Source organism: Rhodoferax potami, from assembly GCF_032193765.1.
Classification (GTDB): Bacteria; Pseudomonadota; Gammaproteobacteria; order Burkholderiales; family Burkholderiaceae_C; genus Allorhodoferax; species Allorhodoferax potami.
Map to the genome: position 1 here is coordinate 274,315 of NZ_JAVBIJ010000001.1, position 14,452 is coordinate 288,766.

General features: G+C 54.9%; 15 protein-coding genes. 11 read left to right on the top strand and 4 right to left on the bottom strand.

Going from position 1 to position 14,452, the window contains the following annotated elements; genetic code table 11:
- The first annotated feature begins 56 nt into the window (after nt 1–56).
- The 4 genes from RAE21_RS01345 (at nt 57) to RAE21_RS01360 (ending at nt 4,902) form a co-directional block, all read left to right on the top strand.
- Nucleotides 57–770, top strand: coding sequence for a helix-turn-helix transcriptional regulator (locus RAE21_RS01345; protein ID WP_313879795.1), 714 nt, complete (start codon nt 57–59; stop codon nt 768–770).
- 13 nt (nt 771–783) lie between these two features.
- Nucleotides 784–2,556 carry a DUF3631 domain-containing protein gene (locus tag RAE21_RS01350; protein WP_313879796.1) on the top strand — a complete coding sequence of 591 codons (1,773 nt, stop codon included), beginning with the start codon at nt 784–786 and terminating at the stop codon, nt 2,554–2,556.
- Nucleotides 2,557–2,600: 44 nt separating this feature from the next.
- Nucleotides 2,601–3,377, top strand: a complete 777-nt coding sequence (locus RAE21_RS01355) for a hypothetical protein (RefSeq protein ID WP_313879797.1) — start codon at nt 2,601–2,603, stop codon at nt 3,375–3,377.
- Nucleotides 3,378–3,531: 154 nt separating this feature from the next.
- On the top strand, nt 3,532–4,902 hold the full coding sequence (locus tag RAE21_RS01360) for a hypothetical protein (RefSeq protein ID WP_313879798.1): 1,371 nt from the start codon (nt 3,532–3,534) through the stop codon (nt 4,900–4,902).
- 14 nt (nt 4,903–4,916) lie between these two features.
- Here the strand turns inward: RAE21_RS01360 and RAE21_RS01365 are convergent, their stop codons facing one another.
- The gene (locus RAE21_RS01365; RefSeq protein ID WP_313879799.1) at nt 4,917–5,693 is read right to left on the bottom strand and encodes a protein NO VEIN domain-containing protein; all 777 of its coding nucleotides are present in this window, start codon (nt 5,691–5,693) and stop codon (nt 4,917–4,919) included.
- Between the two features lie 108 nt (nt 5,694–5,801).
- Here RAE21_RS01365 and RAE21_RS19400 point away from each other — a divergent pair, with 108 nt between their 5' ends.
- The 4 genes from RAE21_RS19400 (at nt 5,802) to RAE21_RS01380 (ending at nt 9,925) form a co-directional block, all read left to right on the top strand.
- Complete coding sequence (locus RAE21_RS19400; protein ID WP_487392435.1) at nt 5,802–6,035, top strand: AbrB/MazE/SpoVT family DNA-binding domain-containing protein; 234 nt, start codon at nt 5,802–5,804, stop codon at nt 6,033–6,035.
- A 415-nt stretch (nt 6,036–6,450) separates the two neighbouring features.
- Entirely contained in the window at nt 6,451–7,164 is a 714-nt protein-coding gene (locus tag RAE21_RS01370; protein WP_313879800.1) for a glyoxalase superfamily protein, read from the top strand.
- A gap of 329 nt (nt 7,165–7,493) precedes the next feature.
- On the top strand, nt 7,494–8,921 hold the full coding sequence (locus RAE21_RS01375) for an SIR2 family protein (RefSeq protein ID WP_313879801.1): 1,428 nt from the start codon (nt 7,494–7,496) through the stop codon (nt 8,919–8,921).
- Between the two features lie 431 nt (nt 8,922–9,352).
- Nucleotides 9,353–9,925: a hypothetical protein gene (locus RAE21_RS01380; RefSeq protein WP_313879802.1), complete on the top strand. Its 573-nt coding sequence runs from the start codon at nt 9,353–9,355 to the stop codon at nt 9,923–9,925.
- Nucleotides 9,926–10,090: 165 nt separating this feature from the next.
- Here the strand turns inward: RAE21_RS01380 and RAE21_RS01385 are convergent, their stop codons facing one another.
- Together RAE21_RS01385 and RAE21_RS01390 are read right to left on the bottom strand one after the other, a co-directional pair.
- On the bottom strand, nt 10,091–11,098 hold the full coding sequence (locus tag RAE21_RS01385; RefSeq protein WP_313879803.1) for a site-specific integrase: 1,008 nt from the start codon (nt 11,096–11,098) through the stop codon (nt 10,091–10,093).
- Between the two features lie 66 nt (nt 11,099–11,164).
- Nucleotides 11,165–11,602 carry a hypothetical protein gene (locus RAE21_RS01390; protein ID WP_313879804.1) on the bottom strand — a complete coding sequence of 146 codons (438 nt, stop codon included), beginning with the start codon at nt 11,600–11,602 and terminating at the stop codon, nt 11,165–11,167.
- Between the two features lie 29 nt (nt 11,603–11,631).
- Here RAE21_RS01390 and RAE21_RS01395 point away from each other — a divergent pair, with 29 nt between their 5' ends.
- The 3 genes from RAE21_RS01395 (at nt 11,632) to tnpC (ending at nt 14,020) form a co-directional block, all read left to right on the top strand.
- Nucleotides 11,632–12,018 (top strand): transposase, encoded by a 387-nt coding sequence (locus RAE21_RS01395; protein ID WP_313882625.1) that lies wholly within the window; start codon nt 11,632–11,634, stop codon nt 12,016–12,018.
- Entirely contained in the window at nt 12,015–12,350 is a 336-nt protein-coding gene (gene tnpB / locus RAE21_RS01400) for an IS66 family insertion sequence element accessory protein TnpB (RefSeq protein ID WP_313879805.1), read from the top strand. Before RAE21_RS01395 ends, tnpB begins: the two co-directional genes overlap by 4 nt.
- A 110-nt stretch (nt 12,351–12,460) precedes the next feature.
- Nucleotides 12,461–14,020 (top strand): IS66 family transposase, encoded by a 1,560-nt coding sequence (tnpC, locus tag RAE21_RS01405; protein ID WP_313879806.1) that lies wholly within the window; start codon nt 12,461–12,463, stop codon nt 14,018–14,020.
- A gap of 11 nt (nt 14,021–14,031) precedes the next feature.
- Here tnpC and RAE21_RS01410 read toward each other — a convergent pair whose 3' ends face one another.
- Complete coding sequence (locus RAE21_RS01410; RefSeq protein ID WP_313879808.1) at nt 14,032–14,415, bottom strand: hypothetical protein; 384 nt, start codon at nt 14,413–14,415, stop codon at nt 14,032–14,034.
- Nucleotides 14,416–14,452: the final 37 nt, after the last annotated feature.

The following is a 14,452-nucleotide window of genomic DNA, read 5'->3' on the forward strand; positions in this document are numbered from 1 at the left end:
GCATTTAATTCCTGAGCGTTCGCCTTCCAGCCCTCGAACCAACGAGAAATCTGGAAATGAAAATTCGCTCGATTGCCCCCAAAAAAGCACCTACGCGCTGGACGAAAGCACTCAGTTGCAAGCCCAAGGCATCCGTGCGCAGGACGAAAGTGCGCATGCCCAAAAGGCCGCGCCCACCCGTCCACCTCATCTATAGCGCACCAACGGTTTGCGCGTCTTCAGTTGCGCCCACTTTGGCAGCGATGCCGAAAGGTAGTTTGGTGTTTGTCAGCGCCGACTACGCCAAGCATTTCACACCTGTCCCTAGAGACGGCAACACCTATGTAGTGCAGGACCCCAATCGGCTGTGGGTACATCACAAGGTGCAGCCAGACGGTAAACACGTCATTCTGGACAAGAAGCAGCCACCGACTTGCCCCGGCTTCTCCGGCAAAGTTGAAGTACGTACGAAGTACCTCAACGGTGCCACCAAGAAGAAGGCACCGCGACACTCCACGAAGTTGACCATTGGTGTGCCCGTCGAACGCGCATCGGACGATCCTCCAGTCATTCAACTGATTGACATTGAGCGCGTGATGTCAATCGTGGGCTTTCAGAAATCCTTCATCTACGCACAACCGGACTTCCCTGAACCAGTTCGCTTGGGAAGCTCTCGCCGTGCCGCTGTGCGCTGGGTCGCCAGTGAAGTAGAGCTGTGGGTGCAAAAACTCATGGCCAAACGCAGCACCGCCGCCTCCACGGCAACCAACAGTGCCACCACCTCAATCTGAAAGCCCAACCATCATGACAACATCTACTTTTCCCATCAGTCCCATTGACGCCACTGTCAACGCCTTGCGTAGTCAACTGGTTGCCTGCCCACCGGAACATGCGTTCTTCCAAAAAAGCGATATCGACACCGCCTTAGGCAGCGTGGTCGCCTACGGTGAACTGGCCGACGTGGACTGCACCGGCAACTTCATCCGCGCTCTGCGCAACGGTAGCGGCTCTGTAGAGAACGCCGTGATGTACCGCGTGAACGACAAGGGCCAGCTGGAACAGGTGTTCATTCCTGGTGCGCTTCACCTCGGACACTTCACCAGGTACGGCGAGTTCGCTTCGAAGATGATCGTCACTCTTGACGATGCCACCGCCGCACTGATCCACTCGATCACTGGCGAAACCGTGGTTGCTGCGCTCTACCCCGACAACCTGGAAGCAGTATGCGAAGAGATCCTGCTGCACCGCCCTGACACCAAGATCACCATTGCCGTGGACTACAAGATGGGAGATCTGTCGCAAGACAGCCGTTTGGTCCGGCATGCGATGGCAATTGCAGGCCAGCACGACATGAAGCTGGCGTTTTCCGGGGCGACACGCACGTTTGTGGAGTTGCAGCGTGCAAGCGGTTCAGAGGCAATTGCCAAGCAGATCGAATTCGCCAAGGTGCCCGAGACGGATGCTGACGAAGCGGATATTCCAGAGTCACCCGGCGCACTGGCATTGCCCACCGCAACCGCGCAGAACGGTAGCAGTTTGATGTTCGATCTGGTTGCAGCCGTGCGTCGCCACACGGTATTGCCCGAGGTGGATTCAATCCTGATTGCGTTGTGGGTTGTCTTTACCCACCTTTACCACCTCTTTGGAATTGCGCCGAGTCTGGCAGTCACGTCGCCGGAAAAACGCTGCGGCAAGACCAACTTGATGATCTTTCTGTCCCGGCTTTGCCGCGCTCCCTATGCCACCAGCAACATGTCGGAAGCCGCCATCTATCGCCGTATTGAGAAGGAGAAACCCACGTTGCTCATGGATGAAGCGGAGACCTTTATGACGAAAAGCAAGACCATGATCGGCATTCTCAATTCGGGCTACAAACGGACGATGGGCGGTGTCGAACGTGTTGGCAAGAATGGGCTTGAAAAGATGACGACCTTCTGTCCCAAGGCCATTGCCATGATCGGCGAAATGCCGGAGACCTTGAAGGATCGTTCCATCCATATCCGGCTGGAACGCAAAAGCCCCGACGAAAAAGTCGAGACCGTGCCAGAACAAGGCCCCGACGAACTGTCCTTGCTGTGCTCACGTCTGGTGCGTTGGGTAGCCGACAACAGCAATGCAGTGGCCCGCGTCAAGCCAGAAGCCTTGGGCTTGAACAATGACCGTGCCGAAGACAATGCAAAGCCTCTGTTGGCCATCGCCGCAATCATGGGCGGCAACTGGCTCGAACGTGCGCAGGGAGCCTTTGAAGCGCATGCCGAGGCAGAAGACAAGACGCTGAGTCATGGCGAATGGCTGCTGACGGACACCGCCCGTGCCTTTGCACACCGGGCCAGTTCTAAGTTGTTGACGGCTGACCTGCTGGACTTCCTGTACGCCCAAGAAGAAGCACCGTGGCGCACCTTCAACCATGGCCGCGCCATGACGGCCCGTGACTTGGCGGGCATGTTCAAGCAGTTTGGTATCAGCAGCATCCAGATGCGCCATGGCAGTGGACAGGAAAAAGTTGGTAGGGGCTACCAACGCGAGCAGTTCACGCAAGTGTTCGCCCGTTACGTTAAAGCCAAGGTGGCACCGTAAAAGGCGCTACATCCGCTACACCCTGCTGCCGTCCATTCCGGCGAGTGGACGGCACATCCTCAAAACATGTAATGACCATGAAAACACCCCATACCCCAAAAGAGACGCCCCAGCGCGTCACGCTGGACTACGTGTCTAGCCACCAGCCCAAAACGAAAGCCGACCGCAAGGCACGCATCCTCCAGTTGATTGTTCAGATGCATCGCGGCGATGACTTCAAGGCAAGTGAATTGAAGTCTGTGCTCGGAGCATCAGCATGGACGGCTTTTAGGTCACAAGCTGCTGCCGCTCCTTCGCGCATGCCGCCAATGTTGGCAGGGGAACTGCGTCCCTACCTTGAAGCCGTGCGGCGTGCAGATGCCAAGGCAAGTCGGAGCGGCGGCAAGCAACGCCCGCAAATCCGCACCCAGCAATTCAAACTGGGCTACGCAGCCAAACGCAGTGCAGAGGCTGAGTACGAACACGCCCTCGAACTGCTGGAACACCTTGCAGAGGACTCTCCCGGATTGGCCGCATGGTTCGACCGCCCTCTGAACTTTGGTCAACTCGGTGACCTGACTCCCGATGCAGAAGGTGTGCCGCGCTTGTTGGGGTCACGTTCGCAGCATGCAATCAAGGCAATTGGCAGCAAGGAACTGCAAACCGCAACACTGACCTGCCTCTATGACGCGCTCAAGACGTGTGGGCCGCCAAAGTCAACGCGGCAATTGAATACGCGCCGCCCCGAAACCTCCTTCGAGATCGATGCCGACATCGACCAGGAAATCGGTGTGGTAGAGCCTTTTAACCTCGATAACGACCTGTTTCGCGGTCTTTTGTAGCGCCTGTAGCGGATGCAGCGGCATCTGGAGGTGCCCCAACACAGCCGCTACCGAACTCTGCAAACGAAAAGCCGTTTTTACACAAATTCGCCATGGTCGAATGCAATGTTGACGCTATTCACCGTATACGCCAATCACACCATTTATAGCAATCATGTTAGACAAAGTCATCATCAACGGCCCTTGGGGGCCAGTCCAATCCCACCACCTCCGGCGTCTTGCTCAGGTTTCATACCATCGTTTTTTGCAAGCAAAAGCCAAGCAAACCACCACGTACATCAACAGCCCTCTCACTGGTGCTCAGATGGAGGTGGTGTACCGCGTCAAGAAGGTAGCAGGAACCAACATGGGGTATGTGCAGATCACCATTCCTGTAGCCACCGCCCTCATAGGGCATAACCGCTTTCACGCGGGACTGGAGGTCATTCGGCTTGAGATCAAATGCCTGGAGTTGCTGGTCAAGATTCTGCTTGTCAGCATTGGCATGACCCCTGCTGAAATCAGGCACTACATGAAAATGGTGCGTCCCCAGTTGCTAGAGTTGACTTGGCACAACCAGACAGCAAGCGTTGATGCCCGCAAAGCCTGCCAAAACCGTATCAACGATCTGATGCGAACAAAGCGGGGGTTGAGCTCTCGCCACGATGCACTTATTGACGATGCAGAGATTAACGATTCCAAGTCCGGTGTCAGCTTGAAGGTCACGTTCAAGAATGGTGATGGCTACCGCAATTACAACAAGGCCGAGCAGATAAAGTCACGCCGCAAGAAGGCCCGCGCGGAGAACTTTATATCTGATGCCATGCGCCCGAAGTTGGCTACCGTTACGCCCGCGCTGGAGGTTCAAGTACGCAATGAACTGCTGGCCTGTGAGCAAACGTTGCGAGAAGCAGGCATTCAGCACCCCCGCGACATCAACACCAAGACCGCTGGCGCTGCCATGGAGGCAATGTGGGACAGCATGGGTTTTGATGATTCCGACAGAGTTGCCGACGAGAGCCAGTTAAACGACAGCGCCAAAGACACCTTGCGCCGGTTTCTCGCTGGTGAGGACGTAACCGAAACGCTGCCCAAGTACCGCATTAGCCGTGACAGAAAAGCCATCCTCGATGCGAACGGGCCGGATATTGATACGCGGACGAAAAAGCGGTTTCGCTTCAACCCTGCAAACTTGGGGTCGCAACTGCACTACAAGAATCGCTGGCGTTTGCCCGATGAACTCCGTGATTTTGTGGTGTCTGAACGCACTGCCCCCGCCATCATGGAAGAACTTGAGCAGGGTTTGGCGTTTGTGACCGACGCCGAGTTGCCCGAGATCGCCGACCCTGAGAAACGCGCTGCATGGAATCAGCGGTGGCAGCGGTTTGCCCGTGAAGAGTGGCTTGGAAAGTTGTCCACGCCGGAAGATACCTGGAAAGAAACTGCAGATTCCGAAGACTCTGATAGCGGCGATTCAGAAAATGGCGGGAATCTGCCCGATGCGGGCGATAGTGAACAGCGTGAAGACAGGGATAGCGATTCCTGATGGGTTAGACGACCTCATTCCCTTGGCGTGCATTCCCATGCCAAGGGGGCCAGGTTGAATATGCGCTCAACTTCCCGAATGGTCAGGATTTCCAGTTGTGGGGCTGTTCTGGCGTTCGTCACCATGACCAGTCGCCAGTCAGCATCTTGAGCTGCGCACCTGCGTTCATTGCGCGTGAGGAAAAATCGTGGGGCCACGCCGTCAGTGCCCTTGACTTCGAGCTTGAGCGTGGAGTCCGGTTTGACCGCCAGCAGGTCGTAACCCAGGTTGTCGCGCTGATAGTCATAGATGGTGTAGCCCTGTGACTCGAAATAAATCCAGACGAATTCAACGGCTGCAAGTTCTACCGCCCGGCGGGTTGCGGGGTCAGCAAAGCCGCCACCGTGAACATCCACCGTGGCCTCGTCGGTGCGTTCGAGAAACAGAATCCCAGCGACTTCATCTAGGGGGCGTTCGCCACGATGCTTCCGAATAGTTGTGCCGTCTGTCCTATATTGAATGGCCCGGTAGTTGCCAACCAGTTCCCAAGCGTTGGTGTCGTGTTTCAAGTAGGTGGGCACGGCAATGCCGGAGTCAAGAAATCTCTTTGCTCTCGCTTCGATATTCGGGCCCTTGCCTACCACCACGATTTTCGGGGCATCCTCGTTCAACACCGGGTTTAACGCCAAGCCTTTGACTTGGTTGTCCTTGGTGCGAATGTAGTCATCCCCTCCAGCCGTTCGTCGGGCCAGTTCGGCGGTGGTTATCCATGATTCAGGGCGCGGAATGGAGGGCTGGCGGCGTGTCTTCATGCTTGCATTGTGTCGCCATGGTGAATGCCGCCGCCGTCGCTAACGGTGTTGCTGACTGCACCCGCGCAATTTGCTGCTATTCATCGACTACACAAGGAGAAACCTTCCATGAGTAACACCCGTCTGAACCGTTGGGGGCACTCGGTCGGCCTACGCCTGCCAAAGTCTGTGCTAGAAGCTGCCGGACTCACCGCTCACAGCGCCGTTTCCATCCGATTATTGGACAGTGGCGAAATCAGACTTCGCCCAATCGGCAAAGTTGTTCCCGCTGAATCGAATAGCACGGACGCCGCAAAATCAAGCACTGCTACGAAGGAAGAATCGAAGTGGGAGCAATGGTGAGCCTGTTGCAGGAACTCACCGCACCATCCAGTCGACTGTGGATCATCGGCCAACCCATCAACGTCGCGGGGCGGGACACAATGCATTTGCTGTTGCGGGTTGCACTGCTGTGCGCCTGCTCCACATGTGCATGAGGGCGAAACGCCCGTAGCGGATGTAGCGCCAGTAACGTTACCTTGCGGCTTGTCAGCTCATCAGGGGGCACCCCAAAATCGCTCCCCTTGCGCTGGCATAGACAGCTTCGATACAATAAAAAAACTGGGCCGCGCGTCGGCCAGCCCGCTCACACTGGCGAAGCCGTATCGGCAACGTGTTCCGCAGCAACTGCGGAACGGCCTCGTTGGCAGCCCTGTTCTGCCATGCAGACTCATTGTGTGGGCGCATTGATGTCGCATGGCATAACCAAGGAGCCAATATGACGGCCTCATTTACCATTTCCCAAGTTGAAGGTTTCAAGCGCGAAGCCAAGCGGCTACATCGCGACACCCATATTTCTCATAGCCAAGCGTTGGATCAGATAGCAAGTGCCAATGGCTACAGCAATTGGTCACTGCTTGCGAAGCACAGCGATGCGCACGACGCAGCAAAAACGAAGAGTGCGCGTCCGCCGTTCCAGTTTGTCCGCACGCCGGAACTAATGCGCTTGGCCCTGCTCAAGGTGCCTGAGCCTCGCGGCTGGGGTCGCCCCACCAGAAGCGATCACGCTCAGCAGCAGGTCGAGGACCTTTCGTCAGCCTTCACGTCTGCGCAGAATGCAGTTCAGTTCGCAATCGACTACGTGTCCTGCCTGCTAGCAGTCCCGCGCTTTAAGCTCTACTCGGCGGCCCCGGCATACTGGGAAATGCGGTCATGGTTGCCCTATTCCTGTCATTGGGTCGAGGATGGCAAGCATATTCTTGTGAACCGCAGCTATAAGCCGGTAGGTCAAGTGGGCAAGGACTGGGCGAACTACGCGGAGTTTCCAAACCTTCACACGCACTTCGCAAACGATCTCCACAGGAGCTTCACTGCCCAAGGCTCGCGTGATGGGTATCTGTTCAACGACGGCTGCCTCCCGTGGCACTCCCGTGTTGATGCGGCTGCCTACTTGGATCGCCTCAGTGTCCTTAGCCAGGTATTGAGCAGCTAGAACTGAATGTATCGATCACCTGTGTTGGTTAATCTCACCAACACAGAGTTGGACTCCCAAATGGACGCGTTGCACGCGTCAGCACAGCCATATGTTAACTATCGACAAGTGCGTGTTATCGATAGTTAACAAGTAACGCTTGATCGAAGCCAGTTGAGTCCCTCAGTTAGCTTAAGTCCGGGTAAAGCTGAGCGGAGTAATTCAAAACAAGGACCTGAACAGTAAAAGCGGCCAGGAGTGGTATAGCGATTTCATCGCTAGTACTGTCCTGTCAAAGCTGAAAAAAAGTTGTCCGGTATGGTTCAATGTCTCTTAAGAAGGAGGAGAGGATGCCTAATTACGTACAGTACCAGCAAGAGATCAAAGATGACATCGCTGAAACCCTGCAGAGATTCCAATGTCAGCCCATTCTGTTCATTGGTAGCGGCTTCTCACTGCGGTATGCCAGCGGGCCAAACTGGGAGGCGCTGCTTACCCAACTTGCTCAGGCTTGCCCGACCATCGAGAAAGAATTTGCGTACTTTAAACAGAAGTACGACAGCGATCTCACCAAGGTAGGTTCGCACTTTGCGAACGAGTATTTCGAATGGGCATGGAGCAAGGAGGGGAAAAAGCAGTTCCCTGCCGAGCTTTTTGGGACCGATATCCCTCGGGACACGTACATCAAGTACAAGGCGGCTGAACTGCTAAAGCACTTGACAACTGAGGGAGCACATAAGGCTCTCCAAGGTGAGCTTGAAGCGCTCAAGGAGCTTGGGCCTCATGCCGTGATTACGACAAACTACGACGCGCTGCTGGAGCCACTGTTTCCCCAGTACGAGGTCATCGTCGGCCAGCGCGTCTTCCGGCAGTCGGCCTTGGTTGTAGGCGAGATTTTCAAGATACACGGGTCAGTCGCTGAGCCAGAGTCGATGATCCTCACTAGGGAAGACTACGACGCGTTTGACCAGGATAAGAAATATCTTAGCGCGAAGTTACTAACCTACTTTGCGGAGCATCCTTTGCTTTTCATCGGATACAGCGCGACCGATCAAAACATCAAGAATATTCTGTATGACATGAGCAGGATGTTTACTCCCACCAGTACTCTAATTCGTAACATATACATACTCCAGTGGGACAACACAATCACTGAGCACTCCATGCCTGCCAAGGAGCAGGTTTTGGAAGTAGGGGACGGCATAAATGTTCGAATTAAGAGCATCTCAGCCAATGACTTTCGGTGGGTCTATGAAGCGTTCAGTGTCGGCGGCACAATGGAAAAAGTAGACCTAAAGGCACTTAGGGCTCTCGCAAACCGGATGCACAACCTCATACGTACGGATATTCCGACTAAAAACGTGCAGGTCAATTACGAGGCACTTGAACACGCGATCTCAAACGAAGAAACCTTCGGAAAGCTGTTTGGTGTGACAAACCTTGGAGACCCAGCTGCAGCGAATGCTAACCATCCTTACTTGGCGAGTCAGCTCGCGGAACAGGTCGGCGTTGCTCACTGGTATCACGTAAACCAGTTGATAGACCAAGTAAAAGCGGCCACCGGATTCGACATGAAGGCTTTCGATAACATCTACCACGTTCATATTAAGACAGGACAGGCTGCTAATAGTCGCACGCGCAAGTACTCAGATGCAGCAGTGGCTCTACTGAAGAAAGTGCTTAATGGCGCGAACTACGAAATTCCGAAGAACGTCGTAGATGCCCAGCATCAGCCCCCCGCAAAGGCAAAGGTGAAGACAGAGCCTGCTAAGAAATAGAACTCGAGGCTACCGGGGCTTTTGCTTTACGGCCCAGCCTATCACAATGGTGAGGAAAGTATCAGAACATTACTCTACCCGGTAGCTGACTTGGTTACTCGAACACACCTGCCAACATTGTTGTAACTCGCCCGTCCTTGGCATCGCTGCGTCGTTATAACTGCGGCTTAGAGGTGGCGATATTACAAATATGACCGAGTTTGAACTGTAGTACTCCATAAGACTTGCGGAAAAGCGAATTTTTAATGAGAAGCTCTGGTATGTGCTGCGAGGTTTCATATACCCTTGACTCAGCTTTCGTCTGAACCATTGTCAGTGATAGTTTACGAGAGGTGATAGTAGCTATGAAAACTTGCAGTTTTGTTGAAAAATTTCGTCACTGGCGAAGGCTAGTTCAATATAGATGTGCTCTTTGAAAAATTATTCAAATTATGGGCTTCGCGCGTAACACATTAATTGTAGTTTCTACTTTCTTTTTTGCTATATCTTTAATTAGGCTATCCGATAAATTCATTGAGCCTTTGCTGGCTGCTCTCCTCGGAGTATGCATATCTTTTATCTTCGAAAGCTTAGCAACTAAGTTTTTGATTTTAAGAAAGTATTCACCAAAGACACTTTTGCACGAGGGAGCACACTATTTTGCTGCGAAGGCCTTTCGCCTTAAGCCAGAGTTCATTCTGGGTGCTCCATATGTCAAGCTTGGGGTAATGCCGGTCACAAAATACCAACAATCTTTAGTATCACTCGCTCCGATTTTGGTTTGGTGGCTTGGGCTTCTCTTTGCCATCGGGATGAACTTTGCTAATTATCCATATCAGTTAATCGGTATTGCTATGCTGTGGCCACTCACCGACATTGGATGCCCCAGCAATTACCCCAGTGAAGGTTCGGACTGGGACCTAGCATGCCGTTATGGCTCTTCCTGTTTGAATCACGTATTGATTGGATTTGGTATTGCAATTCAGATGCTTGGAGCTTTTTATATTGCATCGCGATGTGGATAGGTGTTGCCGTTTGTGTAGTAATCTGAAGAATAGATCACATACGAAATGTATTTGCCCAAACTACTACTAGTTGGCCTTCCTCATTGTTTTAAAATATCTGACTTACCCCATCATCGAGTACTAAACAGTTAGGCATTTGCCTAGGAAAAGCTATCGCATCACATTTCAAAGCAAACTTGGTGTCTTCCTGCGCGACAACGGCCTGATGTACTTCGCCAGTGTCGCACTCGACCGATGCCCTGTCTGCTCCATGATGACGTGGGCTGATACCCCCGCACTCGCCGCCTCGGTGCAATACCCAGCCCGCAAGCTATGCCCCGCTATTGACTTCGCGGCCTCTTCGCTCTTGGTATAGCTTGTTGCTGCCTTCAGTACCAGGGCTACTGACTGCGCCGTAAGTCCCCTGCTTGTAACAATGTGGTCATGCCGGTTGATTGCGCGGAATACCGGCCCGTTTTCAATCCCGCTGAGCACCAGCCATTTCTCCAATGCCTTGACAGGACAGCGCGAAGACTTGGCGCACGGTATGAACACCGTGTGCCCTTTCTCTTGCTGGGTCTTGGTGCGCCGTATGTGGACCTCTACTCCATGGTCGAAGGTTGTGATGTCCTCACGACGGATACTCACCAGCTCGGATCGCCGGAATGCGCCAGCAAAGCCTACAAGGATCAGTGCCGTATCTCGGGCGGCCTTCATCGGCTTTTGCTTCTCCGCCGTCAGCACCAACTCGATGATGTCGTCTTTGACCAGTGCTGTGACTCGTCGCTGGGCCGTTCCCTTTGTGCGGCGGATGCCCTGCATGGTGCGTTTTACTAGAGAGCCCATTGCAGGCGATTGGAGCCCGGCCTCAACGTGAGCACGGTGTATGGCGATTACCCTGTGCTGCAAGGTGGCTACCGCCAATGAATCCGCGAAGCTGGCAAGGTATTCGGCCAGTTGCACCTCCGTTGTCGGGATAGCGCCACCATGTGTGCGGAAATGGGCCAGATCTGCCTTGTAGCTTCGGTGCGTGTTGTCTGCCAACGCCGCCTGGGTGTAGCGGTTGACCTGGGCAGAAGGAAGTACGACGTTCTCAATGGGCCGATTGCTCTGATGTTTCCGTATATTCATTTTGGTTTCGATAATGGTGCCGTATCGTTGCCAAATGGCAGCGACAAAAAAGCCGTGCAACACGAATGCGGCACGGCTGATGGCGGGGTGAAGAATGATGCTGGCGACTTTGCTGTGAAGCGCTCTGCCTCAGAAGGTGACCATTGGGGCCTTCTTGGGCTGGGGTGGGTGGTAGTCGGCGGTGTAGTGCCTGCATGCGTGAGCAAGGCTGAGCAGGGCGGCGGCGGCATCGGCACTCTCGGCGATATGCCAGCCGAGGGCTTCTATCGTGCAGCCCGAGATTTCACTGCCCACCTCGGGCGACGCGTGAGCCAAGATCGTACCCACGGCGGAAAGGCCTAGGTTGATGGTGTTCATGACGGTTTCGGCCTTGTCAGCCAGCTCAAGCAGCAAATCTGCGTCGGTGGCTTCGTAGTCGATTCGGTGATCCTGAGTGATTGGCAGCAGAGGCAATTGCAGCAGCAGTTCTCGCATGGGCCGCATGGACGATTGTTCCGTTGCCATGGTCAGTAATCCGTAAGCGGCCAGCGAAGTCACCTTGTTGACCGACCCTCGACCTTGCAACATTGCGTCCACAACAATTGATCGTGGACACAATGCTCAAAGACTCAGACACCCCGAGGTACGCCGTGCGCCGTACCAAGCGAACCTATTCAGCAGATACCAAAGCCGCGTTGCTTGCCGCGTGCAGGGCGCCGGGCGCGTCCATCGCAGCGGTCGCCAGCGCGCATAGCATGAACGCCAATGTGTTGCACCGCTGGCTGAAGGAGCAAGCACAGCCGGACGCTCACGCCGAAGCCCTTCCGTCAGAGCCGATAGACATGCCAGCATTTATCCCGGTGCCCCTGCTCACGCAAACGGCAGAGCCCGTGGAGCGCACGATTCGTGTGGAGGTCCGCAAAGGTAGTTTGAGCATGACCGTCACTTGGCCCATGTCTGCTGCCCATGAATTTGCCGGCTGGTCGGGCGCCCTTCTCAAGTGATCCGCATCGACTTCGCCTGGTTGGCAGTCCAACCACTGGACATGCGTGCGGGTACGGATACGGCGCTGGGGCGAGTCGTGCAGGTGTTTGGCGCTGCCCACCCGCACCATGCCTACCTATTTGCGAACAGCCGTGCCAACCGCATGAAGGTTCTGGTACATGACGGCATTGGCATCTGGCTGGCCGCGCGTCGGCTCCATCAAGGCAAATTTGTCTGGCCCACACCGGGCGTCGGTCGGCACCAGCAACTCAGCAATGAACAGCTCCAAGCGCTGGTATTGGGACTTCCCTGGCAGCGCATTGGAAGCGCAGGAATCATCACCGTCGTCTGAGGGGTGGGCGTGTACGCCAATGGTTTGCCAATCGAGTAGCGCGCGTACTTGGCGTCCATTAGTGCATGCACCGATGGCGAAATTCTGCGCCATTTGGCACACTTCGATCCATGGTTTTTACGCCCGATTCACTGCAACAAATGAGCGCGTACGATGTGTGCAATCTGGTCAGTGGACTGATGGAAAAGGTCAGCACGCAGAGCAAAGAGCTGCTGTACCGTCAGAGCAAGATCGACCAGCTCACGCACGAGATGGCGACCTTGAAGCGACTGCAGTTTGGTCGTAGCCGCGAACAACTCGATGCCACGCAGACCAGTCTGCTCGATGAAGCCTGCGATGAAGACCTGGCGGCAATTGAGCAAGAACTCAAAAACCTCACGCCGACGCCCAAGCCCGATAAAGACCACCGTAGCAAGCCCAAACGTGCAGCGCTGCCGGATCACCTGCCCCGTGTAGAAATCCACCACGAACCAGACTCCACCACCTGCACTTGTGGCTGCCAGCTCAAGCGCATTGGCCAGGACGTCGCGCAAAAGCTGGACTACACGCCCGGCGTATTCACTGTTGAGCTGCATGTTCGCGGCAAATGGGCGTGTGGCCAGTGTGAAACACTGATTCAGGCGCCGGTACCGGCCCAAGTCATTGACAAAGGCATTCCAACCGCTGGCCTGTTGGCACAGGTGCTGGTGGCCAAATATGCGGATCACTTGCCGCTGTACCGGCAAGAGAAAATCTTTGGCCGCGCCGGCTTGGAGATTGCATGTTCCACGCTGGGAGCCTGGGTGGGCATGTGCGGCGTGCAATTGCAGCCGCTGGTGGATGCGTTGAAAGAGACGGTACTGAGTCACGCTGTGGTGCATGCCGATGAGACTCCGATCCCGATGCTCAAGCCCGGCAATAAGAAGACCCACAAGGCCTACTTGTGGGCATACGCTCCTGGTGCCTTTGAGCAGATACACGCCGTCGTCTACGACTTCTGCGAGACCCGCGCCGGCCAGAATGCCAGAACGTTTCTGGGGAAGTCTGATGACGATGACCGTGGCTGGCGTGGCTCTCTGGTTTGCGACGATTACGGGGGTTATAAATCGCTGTTCACCAAAGGCGTCAAAGAAGCCGGATGCATGGCGCATGCACGCCGAAAGCTGTTTGAACTGCACGCCAATCACAGCAGTCTGATTGCCGCAGAGGGACTGAAATTCTTCGACCTACTGTATGACGTCGAACGTGACATCAAGTCATTACCAGCGGCCATTCGTCTGCAAATCCGGCAGGAAAAATCCAGGCCCATTGCCGACCTACTGCACCAGTGGCTACTGTTGCAGGCCAGCAAGGTGCCCAGTGGATCGGCCACCGCAAAAGCGATTAACTACAGCATCAAACGTTGGGAGGCGTTGACGCTGTATCTGGACGATGGGCAAGTACCCATAGATAACAATTGGTGCGAAAACCAAATTCGCCCGGCAGCTGTCGGCAGGGGCAACTGGTTATTCGCGGGTTCCCTGCGTGCTGGTCAACGTGCGGCGGCGGTGATGAGTTTGATTCAGAGTGCCAAGCTCAATGGGCACGATCCGTACGCCTATCTGAAAGACGTACTCACACGCTTGCCCACGCAGCGGGCCAGTCAGATCGGGGAATTGCTGCCTCACAACTGGGCACCGCAGACCACGTAAACATTGCGCCGTCAATGTGTGTTGACCGGTTGCTTACAGTAATCCTGCGGTCTGAGGATGGTCGTGACCGATCTATCCCTCTCCGTGATGATCCAAATCTTGACTGGATGATCTGTGCTGCCAATATTGAATGCACTCAATACACGCGCATCGCCGAATGCGGCTTGCCAGTTGGCATCACGATCTTTCTGGCACAGTTCCTGCCAGTCCCCGGTTTGATGGCGGTTCAGCAATTGCGGCACGGAAGCGCCGTGCTTTTCAATTAGCGCCAGCGCCGCAGGGGTGGCAACCACATGGCCCAGCGAAAACAGAGCTGGCGGTTCGTCGCAAATCTGGTCGGGGCGAAGGTGGTCAAACGCGGTGCATGGTAGTGGAGGCAGAGGCTCGGTCTTCATGGCTGATTCCTTGTTGGGGTTCAGCCGCGTGAGCGCG